The sequence below is a fragment of the Microbacterium sp. UCD-TDU genome (assembly GCF_000340625.1).
Lineage (GTDB): Bacteria > Actinomycetota > Actinomycetes > Actinomycetales > Microbacteriaceae > Microbacterium > Microbacterium maritypicum.
This window is the reverse complement of sequence record NZ_KB454446.1, coordinates 1,355,639-1,372,623: the sequence shown is the minus strand read 5'-3', so window position 1 is coordinate 1,372,623 and position 16,985 is coordinate 1,355,639. Positions and strand designations below refer to the sequence as shown.

Genomic DNA, 16,985 nt, shown 5'->3' with positions numbered 1-16,985 from the left:
CATCCAGACAGTTGCCCCGCGCAACTAAGCTGATATCCTTTGTGTCATGGCGGTCGATGACGAGATCGAAGACATCCGCGAAGCGCTGGTTCGCGTGGTCGCCGAGTGGACGCAGGGCGAGCTGCAGACACAGGTGGCCGCGAGCGTCGGAGGATCCCTCGACGTGGTCGAGGTACGAGCGTTGTACGTGGTCGGCATGCACGGCGGCTCCCTTGGGTTCAGTCGACTGGCCGACCGAGCGGCGATGTCACGCCCGACGACGTCGAAGCTGGTGTCGCGCATGTCGGCGTGGGGGCTCTTCGATCGCGTGCGAACGGGGCGGACGGTCGAGGTGCACTTGACGGAAGCGGGCCGAGACGCCTATTCCCGCCTCGTCGCCTCCGGGCAGCAGATGGTCGGCGGTGCGCTCACCGGCTGGTCACCGGACGAGATCACCCAGTTCCAGGCCCACCTCAGCCGCTTCGTCGCCGCCCTTCCCGAAGCGACATCCAGGGCCACCGCATCCCCGTCCTCATCCGACCACGTCCCATCACCTCAGGAGGAAACATGACCCGCACCTACGTCATCACCGGCGCCGCATCCGGCATCGGTGCCGCAACCGCCGAACTGCTTCGCGCACAGGGACACACCGTGATCGGGGTCGACCTGGGCGGCGTGGAGGTCACGGGTGATCTTTCGACACCCGTCGGTCGGACCGCTGCGGCGGACGCCGTGCTCGCCGCCGCCGACGGCGGCATCGATGCGATCATCGCCTGCGCCGGAATCGCCGCGCCGATCGCCAAGACCATGGCCATCAACTACTTCGGCGTGACAGAGTTCCTCACCGCGCTGCTGCCGAAGCTGAGCCTGGCAGACCAGCCGCGCGCCGCCGTGGTCTCATCGATGGCATCGCTGCAGCCGGTGTCGGCAGACCTCGTCGACGCGGCCCTGCGCGGCGACGAGAGCCGAGCGCTCGAGATCGGCGATCAGCTCGCCGTCACGGCCGAGGGCGGGTTCCTCAACTACTCCTCCAGCAAGCGCGCCCTGTCGCGCTGGGTCCGCCGCGAATCCATCTCCGAAGCCTGGGCCGGCGCCGGGATCCCCCTCAACGCCGTCGCCCCCGGCACCGTCACCACGGCGATGACCGCCGGCTTGCTGTCCAGCCCGGAAGGTCTGGCGCAGGTCGACGCCGCCGTGCCGATGCCGCTGAACTACCACCAGCCGGCATCCTCGATCGCCGAGTTGCTGGTGTGGCTGACGAGCCCGGCCAACACCCACATGGCCGGCCAGACCATCTACTGCGACGGCGGCGCCGACGCGGTGCTGCGCGGTGACGACATCTGGTCCTGGAACGACGCCCCGCGCGACTGACCCGCCACGCCACGAGAAGGCCCGATCCCGCTGCGGATCGGGCCTTTTCAACGTCTGCTCTCGCCCCGCCCTCTCCCTTATTTTTAGCGACTCAAAATAAGGTGTACTCTCGAAGAGGACCGGACGACCACGTCCCCTTCTTCCCACCGGCATCCGGCCTCACTGGGGAAGGGTCTGGCCGCCGGACAGCGCGTCGTCCATCGGGGGCAGCATCGCCACCCCGGGTGTGTTCGGCGTGCCCGCGCACAGGACCGAGTGCGCCCGCATTCAGGGGCGCCCGGCGACAGGAGAGGAAGCACTGATGGAGGAGAACCGAAACGACTGGAAGCCCAACCCGGTGTTCAGCTCGATGCCGCGTGCAATGGGCCGCGGCTCCCGCGAGGACATCGTCTGGGAGGCGCTGGACCGGGTGAACGGCAAGCCGGCCCCCACGATGGACGCCATGCGGGCCGCGATGGGGAACGAAGCACAGATCCGCATCGTCCACGACACCATCCGCGCCTATCTCGACGCACACGGGCTCCGCGACACCAGCGAGCTGGGTGTGCGAACCTTGCCCTGAGCGGTTGCGAGCGGGCGCCGTGAGGACGGTCATCCTCCGAACACGGCCACCGAGCCCGCCCGTGCGCGTGCAGCCCTGAGCGCAACGGCACCCAGCGCCCCGGTGGCGAGGATGCACGTCAGGATCAGCACATTGGAGACGAGGATCATCGCGTTCTGGTCGGAGACACTGCCCGACATCATCGCGACCTCCATCAACGACCCCAGCACCACGGCGGCGAGCGCGATCGCGGGGATGAACCGCCACGGCTTCTCCAGCGGACTGCGGAGCACCCCGGCGACGATCGCACCGCACAGCCCCAACCTCACAAGGGCGTTCACGTAGACCGGCACCGCCGAGGTGAAGTCGAACGAGACCATCAGAAGTGGCGGCCCCACAGGGAGCCAGACCGCGAGGAGGAACAACGACGCGATCCCCCCTCTGGAGAGTCGAAGAGTGTCATCGCGGCGCGCAGATACCCCGAGGCCGCACGAGAGGGGAGAAGGGCTCGGCGGTGTGGCAACCCGGATCGTGAACCTTCCCGTCTACGAACACCGAGAGCGTCGTGGCCTTTGATGAACATCCGGATCAGGGATGTCGATCCTCGCGACGTCGCTGAGCTTCTGCGATGGAACGGCATCCTCCGCGACGGCTACGCGGCCGGGCGGCAGAAGGTGTGGTCCCGCAGCGACGAGGCGACGCGCCTGCAGTTCCAGAACCCGCATCCGACTCGCCGCTCAGTGCTGCTGCTCGCCGAGATCGACGAGGTGCCGGCCGGGGCGGCCGAAGCGCACGTGCATGCTGGCGAACCCGCCGACGTCGAGATCGCGGTTCTCGACGCCTTCCGCCACCGCGGTATCGCCCGTGCACTGCTCCACGCCGTCCGCAAGGCGCTGCGCGGCACCGCCACGATGATGCGCACCGAGACGTACTGCGATGCCGGGGTCTCGTTCGCACGCTCCGAAGGGCTCCGGGTGGGCGTGCGCGAGAGTCGCCAGGTGGTCGATCTCCCGGTCTCCACGAAGACAATCGACCGGCTCCCGACTGCACTCGCAGACGTCGACATCGTCTCCTGGGTGGGCGCGTGTCCGGATGACCTGCTCGACGACTGGGCGAGGCTTCGCGCTCACATGTCGGAGGACGTGCCGCTGGGCGACCTGACACGGACCGCCGCGCCCGCCGACGTCGCGGCCGTTCGCCGGAACGAGGAGCGCATGTCCGAACAGGGGTATGCCCTGGTGCGGAGCGTGGCGCGCGCGGACGGGGAGGCCGTGGGCTACACCGAGATCCTGCTGTCGCGGCCGGATCCGAAGATCGTCCTTCAGGACGACACCTTCGTGACGCAACGGGTTCGTGGTCGTGGGATCGGCCGCGCGTTGAAGGTTGCCAACCTCCGTCGTCTCATGAGCCTCCCGGAGAGCTCGGACTCGCGGTTCCTGCAGACCTACACGGCCCTGACGAACGCACCGATGCTCGCCCTCAACAGATCGGTCGGATTCGAAGAGGTCGATGTGCTCACCATCCTCGAGGGTCCGCTGGGCTGACGATCTCGCCGGTTCAGGACGCACTCACCTCACGACGCGGGTGTTCCGGCTCGTCAGCGGGCTGCCGTCTGTACCGACCGGCTCAGTCGCAGCCACAGTCGCACCGGCGGCATCGACCAGGACCGAGTGCCCCTCTCCTTCGGCGAAAGCATGCCCCTCTCCCCAGTGTCGCAGGGCGAGGATGACAGGGAAGAGCTCCTCTCCGGCAGCGGTCAGCTCGTAGTGCTTCCGCTTGCCGGCCGGGGCCTCGACGCGAGTCATGATCCCGTACCCGGTGAGTCTGCGGAGGCGATCGGCGAGCATGTTGCGCGCGATACCCGTGCGCTGCTGGAAGTCGGTGAACGTGCGGGCTCCGTCCATCGCATCCCGGATGATCAGCATGCTCCATCGGTCGCCGACCAGGTCGGTCGCGCGAGCGACCGGGCAGTTCGGATCGGTCCACTGCGGAATTCCGGCGGATTCACCCATGACATCTCCAAGAGTTGCGATTTGAAACCATTATCACCTACGGTTCATTCGGTAGCAATATGCAACCAAAGGACACCTGTGTACCTCAAGACCAAGATTCTGCTGGCCGCGATCTGTGCCGTCGCCGTCGCGAGCGTGTACGCCGCGCAGCCCATCCTCACCGAGATCGGGCGAGATCTCGGCGTTGCGCCCGACGCGCTGGGCTGGCTCGTCTCCGTCGGTCAGCTGGGTTATCTCGTCGGACTCGTCGTGCTCGTCCCACTCGGCGACCGACTCGACCGACGACGACTGATCGCATTCCATCTCGGCCTGGTGGGGATCGGCATGATCGTGGTCGCCGCCGCCCCGATGGCATGGGCGGCCTACGCCGGGCTGGCGTTCTCCGGACTCTTCGCGGTCGTGGTCCAGACGACCGTGGCCTATGCCGCGGCGGTCTCCGACCCCGCGGAACGAGGGCGCAACCTGGGATTCGTGACATCGGGGGTCGTGGTCGGCATTCTCGGCTCGCGACTGATCGCCGGGGTACTGACCGACATCTGGGGATGGCGCAGCGTATACATCTCTCTGGCGCTGCTGGCCGTGATTCTGGGAACCATGGCCCTCCTCGCCCTTCCGAGTGATGCGCGCCGGCCCGCCCGTGCGTACACAGAGCTCGTCAGCGGTCTCGGTCGCCTCCTCAGCGACCCTGTCTTCGTCAGTCGCGGCGCGATCGCGTTCTTCCTCTTCGCGTCGTTCGGAACACTGTGGAGCGGGATGGCGCTTCCGTTGACATCTGCGCCCTGGCATCTCACCGAGACCCAGATCGGGCTCTTCGGACTCGCCGGCCTGACGGGCGCCCTGGGTGCCGTACGCGCGGGCCACTGGGCAGACGCCGGTAAGGCCAATCGGGTCACCGGTCTCGCGCTCATCGCCCTGCTCGCATCCTGGGCGCTGATCGGGCAGCTCCCCTGGTCGTTGACCATGGTGATCGTCGGCATCGTCGTACTCGATTTCGCCGTGCAGGCGGCCCATGTGAGCAACCAACACATCTTGACCGTGCTGCACCCCGACCGCGTTTCGACGGCCATCGGCGGGTACATGGTCTTCTACTCCCTGGGATCAGCCGTCGGCGCGGCCACGACCACCTTGGCCTTCAGCACATCGGGGTGGACGGGTTCCGTGGTTCTCGGCGCGGCCTTCGCGATCGCAGGCCTCGCCGCCTGGGCTCTCGGCACCCTCTCTGTGCACGGCACTCGACGGGGTGAGTCCGAGTCGGCTCGGGCATCGCGCTGATCGCGTTTCGTGCACGACTCCGGCCACAGCGGGGAGCGGCACGCAACGAATCGGTCGGATTCGAAGAGGGCCCTCGCCGTTCACCCCGCGGAAGAACGAGCGAGAGAGCGCAGCGCGCGCGTGATGATGCGAGCGGTGGCGGCATCGTCGCTCGCGGCGCCCCAGCGGTCGCAGAGTTCGACGGCCCAGTCCGGACGGGTCTTCGCCGCGTCGTTGATCCAGTTGGCGACGGAATCCTGGACGTAGCGGGATGGATCGTCGCGCAGAGGATGCAGGATCGGCTCTCCGCGCTCCGGCTGCTTCTTGAGCGCAGGGATGTGGGCGGCCCACACGCCTCGCGGACGCAGCGCTTCGCTGGCGAATCGGCGAACGCGCTCGGAAGGGTCGCCGGTCCACGCGGCGAGCAAGTCGATGCTGGCGTCGAGGTCGGTGACGAGCACCGGGCGCGCTGCCATCCACACCCACTCGCGGACCGCGAAGTGCTCATCGTCGGCGAACCGTCGGAGTCGATCGAGCACCACGACGGGAGTGGCGGACGGCTGCGCAGCGATGAGGAAGCACGCCCACCCGCGCACGGTGTCGGACGGGTGCACGGCCATGTCTTCGATCTCGCCGGAATCACAGCGGGTCGCGAGGGCGGCACCGATGCGGGTCATCCGCTTGAGGATGCCCAGCTGCTGTGCCTCGGCGACTTCGGCGCGCAGGGCAGCGTCGGCGTCGGGGAAGACGTTGCGGAACAGAATCGTGTGATCGATTGCGAGAGCGTCGGACAGCGTCCTCGACGCTGCCAGGCCCGCGTCGAGTGCGCTCAGGTGCTCCGCGTCGACGGCGGGCGATGTGCGGGCCGCCCCTCCTCCCACCTGTCTAGTCATCGCCGAGGTTCCGCTGCATCGCAGCCAAGACGAGGGCAGCACGGTCGCGATCGGTGGCGCTGATCCCGGCCCCGAGCTGACGGAGCCATTCGGCGTAGACCGGCACCAGCTCGGCGACGAGCCGCTCGCCGGCGAGGGTCGTCGCGAGCGTGTGCGTGCGCCCGTCTGTCGGGTGCGGGTGTCGCTCGATCAACCCGTCGCGGTCGAGTCGATCCAGAAGTCCCGTGACGGTCGCCGAGGTCACGGCGAGTCGGCTCGCCAGCAGCCGTGGTGTGATCCCCTCCTCGGCGGAGACCGCGAGGAGGGCCGCCATCCGCCCCTCCGACAGATCGTGTCGAGCGAGCAGCTCCGCGCAGGCCGCATCGATCCGCCGCGCGGTCGTGAGCACCGTCATCACCAAGCGCGCAGCCTCGTCGTCGCCGAGTCGCGACAGCAGAAGCGCCTGCTTGGTCCCCACTGCATCCGTCATCCCCCCAGATTACTAGGCGGCTTACGAAATCTCGGACCGCGCCTCTTCCGGCGAGTTCCCGACGGTCTCGGCATCTCGCGATCCGACACCCGTGGGGGACGTTTCGGAAGGGGCGGGGGAAGCACAGGCGGCGAGCGCGAGCGCCGAGGTGCTAAGACCGACGGCGGCGAGCGCGAGCGAATCGAGGGCTGGGGTGCGTGAGGTCACGGGACGCCTTCTCTAGGGGAGGGGACACTCCCATCGTCGCCGAGCCGACTGCTCGACGCATCGGCCTGAGGGAGGGGCGTCGTCGTACCGCAGGCGGATGTTCCACCACCGCGCATCGGTGTCGTTCGTCATCGCGAGAGCGCGTGGGGCTGTTCGGGCGCGAGTGCGTCGGCGCCCTGTCGGGCCGCCTCGGCATCGGTCAGAGCGGGCCGACGGGGCCACCAGAACCTGTCCCGAGTGATGAACGCGAGCGCGGGGACGATGACCGTCCGCACGAGGAGTGTGTCGATGAGCACGCCGATGCAGACGATGACGCCGATCTGCGTCAGCGTGATGAGGGGGAGAACACCCAGGACGGCGAACACCGCGGCGAGGAGGATGCCGGCGCTGGTGATGACGGCGCCCGTCGCGGCGAGAGCACGAATCATGCCCTGGCTGGTGCCGAGTCGGGCGGCCTCCTCTTTCGCACGGGTGACGAGGAAGATGCTGTAGTCGACACCGAGCGCGACGAGGAACAGGAAGCTGAACAGCAGCACGTTCGTATCGATGGCGGGGAATCCGAAGAGTGGCGACTGGAACAACCACCAGCTCACCCCGATCGCCGAGAAGAAGCTGGCGACGACGGCGATCAGGAGCAGCAGCGGGGCGACGAAGGCCCGAAGAAGGAGCACGAGCACGACGAAGACCAACGCGAGGATGAGGGGGATGAGGAGAGCCTGATCCCGGGCCTGGGCTTCGGCGACATCGAGCGCCTGCGAGTCGAGCCCTCCGACGAGCCCTTCGCCCGATCCGACGTCGTCGAGCGCTTCGCGCATGCGTTCGACGGTGGCGAAAGCCGCGTCGGTCTCGGCGCTGGCGTCGAGGGTGACATCGATCCGCGCGAACTCATCCGTCGTCTCTCCCGGCCTCGCCGCGTCGACACCGTCGAGATCCGCGAGAGCGGTGGTCGCCGCCTCGGCGTCCTCGAGAGGAACGACGACGATGGCCGGCGAGGTGGTTCCAGCGGAAAACGCCTCGGCGAGGACCTCCTGGCCCTGCACCGCTTCGGGCTTCTGCAGGAAGCGATCGTTCTGGGAGAGTCCGGTCTGCACGAACAACAACCCGCTGGCCATCGCGCCGAGAACGACGAACCCGACCGTCGCCACCACGACCGGACGCTTCGACACTCCGCGACCGAGCTTCCCCCAGACGCTGCGGGAGATCGCGTCGGGCGACTGGAACCGCGGGATGTAGGGCCAGAACAGGCCGCGGCCGAAGAGCACGAGAGCGGCGGGCAGCACGAAGAGCGCGAAGAACATCGCGACGACGATGCCGACGGCGCAGGCCAGCCCCAGCGCACGGTTGCCCGCGATCTCGGCGAGGAGCAGGGTGAGCAGGGCCAGCGCGACCGTCGAGCCGCTGGCGATGATGGCGGGACCGGCTCCGCGAAGGGCCCGCTGCATCGCCTCTCTGCGACTCTCATGCAGACGCAGTTCGTCGCGGTAGCGGGCGATCAGGAGGAGCGCATAGTTCGTCCCCGCGCCGAAGACGAGCACGGAGAGAATGCCCGTGATCGACGCATCGAGCTGGATGCCGACGGCGCTGGCGACCTGTCGGGCGACGATCCCCGCGAGTGCGTCGGCCAGGCCGATGACGACGAGGGGGACGATCCACAGCCATGGGCTGCGGTAGGTGATGAGCAGCAGAACGGCGACGACGATGACGGTGGTGAGAAGAAGGGTGAAGTCTGCGCCGTCGAACACGGCGGCGATGTCGACCTCGAAGCCTTCAGCGCCCGTGAGATAGACGCGAACTCCCTCCAGATCCGCTGCGGCGATGTCGCGGATCTCCTGCGCGCGCGCAGTCTGCTCCGCGACGTCGGGCTCCGGTTCGAGAGGCACCACCACGAGGGCGACCGTTCCGTCGTCGGAGACCTGAGCGGGCGGTACGGCGCCGTCAAGGGCGAGCGCGGCGAGATCGCCGAATGCCTTTTGATCGATGAGGGAGAGCGTGTCCTCGTCGAGCACTCCGTCTTCGGAGGCGAAGACAAGCAGCGCCGAGGTCGCGTCGGCGCTGGGGAATTCTTCGAGCAACTGATCGACCTTGACGGATTCGGCGGAAGAGGGCAGCCCCACGGACGGGGCCGTCTCGGACTCCTCGCTGCCGGCGAGGGCGAACAGCGCGGTTGCGGCGACCGCTGTGATCACGAGCATGATCCACGATGTCTTCGCCGACGTCAGGAACCGTGTGAGTGCGCCCATGAAAAGTCCCAACCCTGGATAGTAGTTTGATTGTCAAACTATATGACTATCGAAAGATAGTAGCGATATCGTGGAAGTCATGCAATCGAGCGGGGTGCCACCTTTCGACGCCGACGGGGCGGACTTCATCCCTGCCCGACCGGCGACGGCCCTGCTTCGGGACTTCATCGAACTCAGCGAAGTCTTCGAGTCCTCCCTCGCGGACGAACTCGGGGTCAACCCCACCGATCTGCAGGTGATGGAGCACCTGCTCATGAGCGGTCCTCTGGCGCCGACTGAGCTCGCGCGGCGAGTGGGGCTCTCTGCGGGCGCGACCACCACCTCCATCGACCGCCTCGTCGCGCTCGACCACGTCTCCCGAGAACCCCACCCGAACGACCGCCGAGGAATCCTCGTAGCTCCGCGGCGCGCGTCGCGTGACAAGGCGATGGGTCGCCTGATCCCCATGATCATGGGGATCGACGCCGAACTGGACGCCTTCACACCTGCCGAACAAGACGTGATCACCCGCTACCTGCGGCAGGTCAGCGAGTCTCTGCGGCGGCATGCCCATTCGGGATCATCGGACTCCGAATGAAGGGCACCGAAGCCGCAGGGTGACCCCGATCGATCGGCGTTTCCGGAAAAGCGAAGGGCCCGATCCATGGACCGGGCCCTTCATCTCGCTGTGCGCGAGGGGGGACTTGAACCCCCACGTCCTTACGGACACTGGCACCTGAAGCCAGCGCGTCTACCATTCCGCCACTCGCGCGAGTGTCTCGTTCCGAAGAACTCAACTTCCCAAAGATATCATGCGTTTTCGGCCTCGTTGCACATGCCTGGAGGGCCATCGGCGGCGTTCCCCCAGGACACCTGGCTACGATGTGTCTACCAGTCGGCATGCCAGAGGAGCCCAGTGGGACTACTTGACAGCTTTGAGAAGGGTCTCGAACGCGCAGTTAACAGCGCGTTCGCCAAGACCTTCCGTAGCGGCATCCAGCCTGTGGAGATCGCTTCGGCGCTGCGGCGTGAAGCCGACACGAAAGCCGCGGTCGTGAGCCGCGACCGCATCATCGCGCCCAACAGCTTCGTGGTGCGTCTGAGCGCCGACGATGCGGAGCGGATGCGCGGGCTCGGCGGCGCTCTCACGGACGAGCTGCACGCTCTTCTCACCGCGCACGCCACATCGCAGGGCTACAGCTTCGCGGGACCGCTCTCGATCAGCCTCGAAGCCGACGAGAAGGTCGCCACCGGCACGGTGCGCGTGAGCTCGGGCACCGTCGAGGGCCGCGTCAGCTGGCAGGCCGTGGTCGACGTCGACGGTCGTCGCCACTCCATCTCCCGCGCCCGCACCGTGATCGGTCGAGGCTCGGATGCCGACATCACGATCGCTGACGCCGGATCGAGCCGCAAGCACGTCGAGATCCTGTGGGACGGCGAGCGCGCCATGATGCGCGACCTCGGTTCCACCAACGGCACGAAAGTCAACGGGCAGAAGCTGCGCGAAGCCGCCCTCCCGACAGACACGACGATCACGATCGGACGCACCGACCTGGTGTTCCGCATCGTCCCCGTGGCCGCACCCTCGCGTCCTGCGGCCAGGGGCGATGACGCCACCCGAGCGTTCGGAGCCCTCGGTTGAGTGAACTGATCCTTCTTCTCCTGCGCATCGGGTTCCTCCTCCTGATGTGGTTCTTCGTGTTCGGTGTCGTGTACTCGCTGCGCGCCGACCTCTTCGGTGTGCGGGTGCGCAAGCTCCCCGTCGAGGCGACGGCAGGGGCACCTGCGGCGGCGGGTGCACCCGCGACCCCCGTTTCGAAGCCGGCATCCGCCCGCCCGTCGACCGGACCGGCGACGGTCGCGACCGCCAAGCGCCTCGTGATCACCTCAGGCCCCAAGGCCGGCCTCGAGCTGCCGCTCAGCGGCGACTCCCTCACGATCGGCCGCTCCAGTGAGTCCGCTCTCGTGATCCGCGACGACTACACGTCCAGTCACCACGCGCGCCTGATGCTGCGCGGCGACAGCTGGGCGATCCAGGACCTCGACTCCACCAACGGCACCTTCGTCGCGGGCCAGCGCGTCTCCGGCTCGCCCGTCGCCCTCTCGCTCGGCACGCCTATCAAGGTGGGCGCCACGACCTTCGAGCTGCGAGCCTGACGCCGGCATGGTCTTCGAAGGCTCGAGCGTCGCGATCTCCCACACCGGGAAGGTCCGCTCCAACAACCAGGATTCCGGATACTCCGGAGCGAACCTCTTCGTCGTCGCCGACGGCATGGGCGGCCACGCCGGTGGTGACGTCGCCTCGAGCATCGCGATCCAGCGTCTGGAGCCCCTCGACCAGCCGTATGCGTCGACGGAAGACGCGCAGGCCTCACTGCAGGCCGCGGCCACCACGGCAGCAGGCGACCTCATCCGTGCCGCGAAGGATCGACCGGAGCTCGCCGGTCTCGGAACCACCGTCAGCGCGATCATCATGGTCGACGAGTACGCGGTCATCGGCCACATCGGCGACTCGCGCATCTACCTCTACCGCGACGACGCCCTGACGCAGATCACCGCCGACCACACCTTCGTGCAGCGCCTGGTCGACTCGGGCCGCATCACCCCGGAAGAGGCGCGCTACCACCCCCGCCGCTCCGTGCTCATGCGCGTGCTCAGCGACATGGACTCCGACCCCGAGCTCGACATGTTCGTCATGCACACGCAACCCGGCGACCGCTGGCTGCTGTGCTCCGACGGGCTCTCCGGCGTGGTCGACGAGCCCCACATCCTCAAGGCCATGCAGCTCGGCCTCGCTCCGGGACGCACCGCCGACAACCTCCTCAAGCAGGCGCTCGACGGCGGAGCACCCGACAACGTCACGATCGTCCTGGTCGACGTCGGCGGTCAGCACCCGATCCACTCGGGCACGCCCACGATCGTGGGCTCGGCCTCGAACCCCGACGGCGTGTACGTACCCCCGGTGCGCCCTCCCCGCGGCAACTGGCTGCACCCGGTGCGCCAGGCCGCGAACGAGCCGAGCCACTTCGAGCCCGCCCCCGAGTACCTCGAGGAGCTCATCGAAGAGGATCGTCGTCGTGCCAAGCGTCGTCGACTCGGTTGGATCGCCGGTGCTCTCGTGGTGATCGCGATGCTGGGCGTGACCGCCTTCGCCGCGTACAGCTGGACCCAGACGCGCTACTTCATCGGCGCCGACGAGGACAGCGTGGTGATCTTCCAGGGCGTGCAGCAGAACATCGGACCGATCACGCTGTCGACCCCGATCCAGGACACCGACATCCTCCTCGCGAACCTGCCGCCGTACCAGCGGGCATCGGTCGAGCGCACCATCACCGCGCGCTCACTCTCCGACGCGATGGCGATCGTGGACCGGCTCAAAGCGGGTGCCGACGCGAACACGATCGAGACCCCGCTGCCCACGCCCATGCCGACACCTGTCGACACCCCCGAAGGCGGTGAGGGATGAGCACCGACGTCGCGGCCGACACCAGTGTCATCAAGGCCCTCAAGCGCATCCGGATGCCGCAGAACCAGCGCAACCGCGAGTTCTGGCTGCTGCTGTTCGCGTGCGCGATCAGCGGCGCCGCGCTGACGCTCGTGCAGCTGGGCGCACTCGGCGTGATCGACCCGATGATCCTGGCGATCGGTGGCGGCCTCGCCGCTCTCGCCTTCGCCCTGCACATCGTGCTGCGCTTCGTCGCGTCCGACGCCGACCCGTTCGTCGTGCCCATCGCGACCCTGCTCACCGGCCTCGGCATCGCGATGATCTATCGGATCGACATCGCCTTCAAGAACACCGGCTGGAACGCCTACTCGACCAAGCAGCTCGCGTGGACCGCGATCTCGCTCGCGGGTGCGATCGCGGTGGTCATCCTGCTGCGCAACTACCGCATCCTGTTCCGGTACACCTACATCTTCGGCCTCGCCGGAATCCTGCTCCTGCTGCTGCCGTTCGTGCCCGGCCTGCGCATCCCGGACGCGAACGCGGCGGTCTGGGTGTCGCTCGGCGGTGCGTTCGCCTTCCAGCCGGGTGAGCTCGCCAAGATCTGCCTCGCCATCTTCTTCGCCGGCTATCTGGTGCGCACCCGCGAGAGCCTGACCTCCGTCGGCAAGCGCGTGATGGGCATCACCTGGCCCCGCATGCGCGAGCTCGGCCCCGTGCTCGTCGTCTGGCTGATCTCGCTGGGGATCATCGTGTTCCAGCGCGACCTCGGCACGGGAACACTGATCTTCGGCATGTTCGTCGCGATGCTCTACGTCGCGACGGGCAAGACCAGCTGGGTGCTCATCGGCCTCGCCCTCGTGGTCGCCGGTGTCGCCCTCGCGACGCAGATCCTCAGCTATGTGCAGGGCCGCTTCATCAACTGGCTGTTCCTGTTCGATGCCGATCAGGTCGACCCCGACGGCGCCGGTTACCAGCCCATGCAGGGGCTCTTCGGGCTTGCACGCGGTGGACTCATGGGCACCGGCTGGGGCCAGGGCCGCCCGGAGGTCACGCCTCTGGCGCACAGCGACTACATCATCACCAGCCTCGGCGAAGAGCTCGGACTGATCGGACTGTTCGCGATCCTCTGCCTGTACATGGTCTTCGTCAGCCGCGGCATGCGCATCGGCCTCGCGGGACAGGACGACTTCGGCAAGCTGCTGGCCACCGGGCTCTCGTTCACGATCGCGCTGCAGGTGTTCATCATGGTCGGTGGTGTCACGCGCCTCATCCCGCTGACCGGTCTGACCACACCGTTCCTCGCGGCGGGCGGCTCCTCCCTCGTGGCCAACTGGCTCATCGTGGCGCTGCTGCTGCGCATCTCCGACGGGGTGCGCCGTCAGCCCAGGGTGGTGATCGGCTGACATGACCAAGGAACTCCGCCGTCTCAGCATCATCATGCTGTTCATGTTCATCGCCCTCTTCGCCGCGACCAGCTGGATCCAGGTCGTCGAGGCGGACGCGCTGGCCCAGAACAGCAACAACAAGCGCACCCGGCTCGACAGCTACGAGATCCAGCGCGGGTCGATCATCGTCGACGGTGTCGCGATCGCCAGCTCGGTGCCCAGCGACGACCGGTACCAGTTCCAGCGCGTCTACACCGACGCCCCGATGTGGGAGCCGGTGACCGGGTATTTCAACCCAGCTCTGGGCTCGAGCACCGGCATCGAGAAGGCCATGAACGCCGAGCTCTCCGGCACCGGCTCGAACGCGTTCCTCGGCGAGGTCGAGCGCATCCTCTCCGGCCAGCCGCAGCGCGGCTACAGCGTGGAGCTCTCCCTGAACACCGCTGCGCAGCGGGCTGCCTACGAGGCCCTCGACGGGCTCAAGGGCGCCGTCGTCGCGATGGACCCGAAGACGGGACGCATCCTTGCGATGGTCTCGACCCCGGGTTTCGACGCCAACCTGATGGCGACGCACGACGCGGATGCGGCGAACGCGACGTACGACCAGCTGGTCGCCGATACGAACAAGCCGCTGTCCAACCGGGCGATCGCGGGAGATCTGAACCCTCCCGGCTCGACGTTCAAGGTCGTCGTCGCGGCCGCTGCCTACGCGACAGGCAACTGGACTCCCGACTCGACGCTGCCCAACCCGATCTCCTACACCCTGCCCGGTTCGACCAACCGCGTCTCCAACGCCTGGGGCGGCACCTGCGGCCCCGGCGAGACGGTCACGATCGCCGAGGCGATCAGGCTCAGCTGCAACATCCCGATGGCCGAGCTCGCCGTGGAGCTCGGTGACGACACCATTCGCGAGATGGCGGACAAGCTCGGGTTCAACCAGTCGTTCGACACGCCGTTGACCTCGACGGCCTCGAGCTACCCGCGCGCCCTCGATGACGCCCAGACCGCGCTGACCGGATTCGGCCAGGGCAAGGTCACCGCGACCCCGCTGCAGATGGCCATGGTCTCTGCCGGACTCGCGAACGACGGCGTCGTGATGAACCCGCGCATGGTCGACGCCGTGATCGGAAACGACCTCTCCGTCATCAAGGCGTTCCAGGACAGCGAGTTCGGACGGGCGATGGAGGCCGACGTGGCGGACAACGTGACTGCGGCCATGGTCGCGAGCGTCGCTACGGGCGCGGCCCAGGGTGCAAGAATAGACGGGATCGACGTGGCCGGTAAGACGGGCACCGCAGAGAACGGAAACAGGCCGCATACGTTGTGGTTCACCGGCTTCGCGCCGGCGAACGACCCCGCGGTCGCAGTAGCGGTCGTCGTCGAAGACGGCGGCGGACAGGGACAATCAGGTAGCGGCGACACTATCGCCGCTCCGATTGCGAAGAAGGTCATAGAGGCGGTGCTGGGCAGATGAGGCCGACGCAAGGTGTGTCGTTCGGTGGTCGTTACGAGCTGCAGTCGCGTATCGCGATCGGTGGCATGGGCGAGGTGTGGGAAGCGACGGATCACGTCATCGGACGTACCGTCGCCATCAAGATCCTCAAGGACGAGTACATGGGGGACCCCGGGTTCCTCGAGCGTTTCCGGGCCGAGGCCCGTCACGCCGCTCTCGTCAACCATGAGGGCATCGCCAGCGTGTTCGACTACGGCGAGGAGAACGGCAGCGCCTACCTCGTGATGGAGCTGGTGCCCGGCGAGGCGCTCTCGACCGTGCTCGAGCGCGACGGCGCGCTGAGCGCCGACAAGACGCTCGACATCGTGGCCCAGACGGCTTCCGCTCTGCAGGCGGCCCACGCCGCCGGCCTCGTGCACCGCGACATCAAGCCGGGCAACCTGCTGATCACGCCAGACGGCCGCGTCAAGATCACCGACTTCGGTATCGCCCGCATCGCCGACCAGGTACCGCTCACCGCGACCGGTCAGGTCATGGGCACCGTGCAGTACCTGTCGCCCGAACAGGCGTCAGGACACCCGGCATCGCCCGCGACCGACACCTATTCCCTGGGCATCGTCGCGTACGAGTGCCTGGCAGGCAAGCGTCCGTTCACCGGCGAGTCGCAGGTGGCGATCGCGATGGCGCAGATCAACGAGCAGCCGCCGCCTCTGCCCCCCACCGTTCCGATCCCGGTGCAGAACCTGGTCATGGCGATGATCGCCAAGAAGCCCAGTGACCGTCCGTCGTCATCGGCGACGGTGGCACGCGCGGCCCAGGCCCTGCGTCGCGGAGATCTGAACTCGGCGGCCATCGCCGTTCCCGCCATCGCGACCGGCGGCATCGCCGGCGGCGACGACGCGACCAGGCTTCTGAACGCTTCCGGCGACGACGGCACCACGCGCATCCTCCCCACCACCGCTCAGCTGCCCACCGAGGACGCTGCGGAAGAGGAGAAGAAGAAGAAGCGCAGCCCGTGGACCTGGCCGCTGATCGCCCTGATCGCGTTGCTGGTCATCGTGCTCGGCGGCACGGTGTGGGCGATGCTGGCGAATCAGGGCAACGGCGACGACAAGCCCTCGGCCTCACCGAGCACTTCGGCGTCCCGCACACCGACGCCGAAGCCCACTCCGACACCCGAGGTGACCCGTGTCGATGTGACCGCGCTGAACCTGAACGGCAAGGACTGCGGGGCGGCCACCGCAACGCTGACCGAGGCCGGCTTCAACAGCGAGATCACCTGCGTCGACGGCGACCCGGCACCCACCGATGCCGAGGTCGGCACGGTGTACCGCGTCGCGCCCTCCGGCAACGTCGAGACCACCCAGCCGATCACCCTCACGGTCTACGCCGCTCGCGCCGGTCTGCCGACGCCGAGCGATGCCCCGACCATCACCGGCGATCCCGTCGCCGGCTCCACCGTGACGATCTCCTGGGGCACCGGCTTCACCTGCCCCAGCGGCACGACCCTCTCCGGCTACGTCGTCTCGGTGCAGAACGGCTCCTTCGTGTCGGGCGGGCCGAACTTCCAGCCGACCCAGCGCAACACGCAGGTGAAGATCGCCGACGCCGAGGGCCAGCAGCTCATCGTCACCTACCAGGGCATGTGCTCCGGCGGCGACCAGCGCACCTCGGCCGCCTCTCCGCCGCTCTCGGTCACGATCACCGCGGCAGCGAATCCCGGCGATGGGGACACCGGCACCGACGGGTAACCTGTAGTT

Annotated in this window: 17 protein-coding genes and 1 tRNA gene; 12 read left to right on the top strand and 6 right to left on the bottom strand. The window is 67.8% G+C overall.

Features of this window, described 5'->3' with window-relative positions:
- Positions 1 to 46: 46 nt before the first annotated feature.
- The 3 genes from D514_RS29520 to D514_RS29510 all read left to right on the top strand — a co-directional run bounded on the left by D514_RS29520 (position 47) and on the right by D514_RS29510 (position 1,912).
- Positions 47 to 550: a MarR family winged helix-turn-helix transcriptional regulator gene (locus tag D514_RS29520; protein ID WP_017829961.1), complete on the top strand. Its 504-nt coding sequence runs from the start codon at positions 47 to 49 to the stop codon at positions 548 to 550.
- Complete coding sequence (locus tag D514_RS29515; RefSeq protein ID WP_017829960.1) at positions 547 to 1,350, top strand: SDR family oxidoreductase; 804 nt, start codon at positions 547 to 549, stop codon at positions 1,348 to 1,350. Before D514_RS29520 ends, D514_RS29515 begins: the two co-directional genes overlap by 4 nt.
- A 301-nt stretch (positions 1,351 to 1,651) precedes the next feature.
- Entirely contained in the window at positions 1,652 to 1,912 is a 261-nt protein-coding gene (locus tag D514_RS29510) for a hypothetical protein (RefSeq protein WP_017829959.1), read from the top strand.
- A gap of 29 nt (positions 1,913 to 1,941) precedes the next feature.
- Here the strand turns inward: D514_RS29510 and D514_RS29505 are convergent, their stop codons facing one another.
- Positions 1,942 to 2,271: a hypothetical protein gene (locus tag D514_RS29505; RefSeq protein ID WP_144052987.1), complete on the bottom strand. Its 330-nt coding sequence runs from the start codon at positions 2,269 to 2,271 to the stop codon at positions 1,942 to 1,944.
- A gap of 195 nt (positions 2,272 to 2,466) precedes the next feature.
- Here D514_RS29505 and D514_RS29500 point away from each other — a divergent pair, with 195 nt between their 5' ends.
- Positions 2,467 to 3,435 carry a GNAT family N-acetyltransferase gene (locus tag D514_RS29500; protein WP_017829957.1) on the top strand — a complete coding sequence of 323 codons (969 nt, stop codon included), beginning with the start codon at positions 2,467 to 2,469 and terminating at the stop codon, positions 3,433 to 3,435.
- 24 nt (positions 3,436 to 3,459) lie between these two features.
- On the opposite strand, the gene D514_RS29495 is transcribed toward D514_RS29500, so the two are convergent.
- Positions 3,460 to 3,903 (bottom strand): helix-turn-helix domain-containing protein, encoded by a 444-nt coding sequence (locus D514_RS29495; RefSeq protein WP_017829956.1) that lies wholly within the window; start codon positions 3,901 to 3,903, stop codon positions 3,460 to 3,462.
- Positions 3,904 to 3,981: 78 nt separating this feature from the next.
- Here D514_RS29495 and D514_RS29490 point away from each other — a divergent pair, with 78 nt between their 5' ends.
- The gene (locus D514_RS29490) at positions 3,982 to 5,175 is read left to right on the top strand and encodes an MFS transporter (RefSeq protein WP_017829955.1); all 1,194 of its coding nucleotides are present in this window, start codon (positions 3,982 to 3,984) and stop codon (positions 5,173 to 5,175) included.
- An 80-nt stretch (positions 5,176 to 5,255) separates the two neighbouring features.
- On the opposite strand, the gene D514_RS29485 is transcribed toward D514_RS29490, so the two are convergent.
- The 3 genes from D514_RS29485 to D514_RS29475 all read right to left on the bottom strand — a co-directional run bounded on the left by D514_RS29485 (position 5,256) and on the right by D514_RS29475 (position 8,963).
- Positions 5,256 to 6,047, bottom strand: a complete 792-nt coding sequence (locus D514_RS29485; RefSeq protein ID WP_051056565.1) for a HEAT repeat domain-containing protein — start codon at positions 6,045 to 6,047, stop codon at positions 5,256 to 5,258.
- Positions 6,040 to 6,516 carry a MarR family winged helix-turn-helix transcriptional regulator gene (locus D514_RS29480; protein ID WP_031205865.1) on the bottom strand — a complete coding sequence of 159 codons (477 nt, stop codon included), beginning with the start codon at positions 6,514 to 6,516 and terminating at the stop codon, positions 6,040 to 6,042. The genes D514_RS29485 and D514_RS29480 overlap by 8 nt, the downstream gene beginning before the upstream one ends.
- 335 nt (positions 6,517 to 6,851) lie before the next feature.
- Positions 6,852 to 8,963: an MMPL family transporter gene (locus D514_RS29475; protein WP_017829952.1), complete on the bottom strand. Its 2,112-nt coding sequence runs from the start codon at positions 8,961 to 8,963 to the stop codon at positions 6,852 to 6,854.
- Positions 8,964 to 9,042: 79 nt separating this feature from the next.
- Between D514_RS29475 and D514_RS29470 the strand changes: the two genes are divergently transcribed.
- Complete coding sequence (locus D514_RS29470; protein WP_017829951.1) at positions 9,043 to 9,540, top strand: MarR family winged helix-turn-helix transcriptional regulator; 498 nt, start codon at positions 9,043 to 9,045, stop codon at positions 9,538 to 9,540.
- Positions 9,541 to 9,631: 91 nt separating this feature from the next.
- Here the strand turns inward: D514_RS29470 and D514_RS29465 are convergent.
- A tRNA-Leu gene (locus tag D514_RS29465) sits at positions 9,632 to 9,714 on the bottom strand.
- Positions 9,715 to 9,858: 144 nt separating this feature from the next.
- Between D514_RS29465 and D514_RS29460 the strand changes: the two genes are divergently transcribed.
- From D514_RS29460 to D514_RS29435, 6 genes are read left to right on the top strand one after another with little or no spacing between them, the layout of a single operon-like run.
- Positions 9,859 to 10,584 (top strand): DUF3662 and FHA domain-containing protein, encoded by a 726-nt coding sequence (locus D514_RS29460; protein WP_031205859.1) that lies wholly within the window; start codon positions 9,859 to 9,861, stop codon positions 10,582 to 10,584.
- Positions 10,581 to 11,099, top strand: a complete 519-nt coding sequence (locus D514_RS29455) for an FHA domain-containing protein (RefSeq protein WP_017829949.1) — start codon at positions 10,581 to 10,583, stop codon at positions 11,097 to 11,099. The genes D514_RS29460 and D514_RS29455 overlap by 4 nt, the downstream gene beginning before the upstream one ends.
- Positions 11,100 to 11,106: 7 nt before the next feature.
- Positions 11,107 to 12,408, top strand: coding sequence for a PP2C family serine/threonine-protein phosphatase (locus D514_RS29450; protein WP_017829948.1), 1,302 nt, complete (start codon positions 11,107 to 11,109; stop codon positions 12,406 to 12,408).
- Entirely contained in the window at positions 12,405 to 13,790 is a 1,386-nt protein-coding gene (locus D514_RS29445; protein ID WP_017829947.1) for an FtsW/RodA/SpoVE family cell cycle protein, read from the top strand. Before D514_RS29450 ends, D514_RS29445 begins: the two co-directional genes overlap by 4 nt.
- Position 13,791: 1 nt before the next feature.
- A complete protein-coding gene (locus tag D514_RS29440; protein WP_017829946.1) occupies positions 13,792 to 15,246 on the top strand; it encodes a penicillin-binding protein 2 in 1,455 nt (484 codons plus the stop codon).
- The gene (locus D514_RS29435) at positions 15,243 to 16,976 is read left to right on the top strand and encodes a protein kinase (RefSeq protein ID WP_081603883.1); all 1,734 of its coding nucleotides are present in this window, start codon (positions 15,243 to 15,245) and stop codon (positions 16,974 to 16,976) included. Before D514_RS29440 ends, D514_RS29435 begins: the two co-directional genes overlap by 4 nt.
- The last annotated feature ends 9 nt before the right edge of the window (positions 16,977 to 16,985 follow it).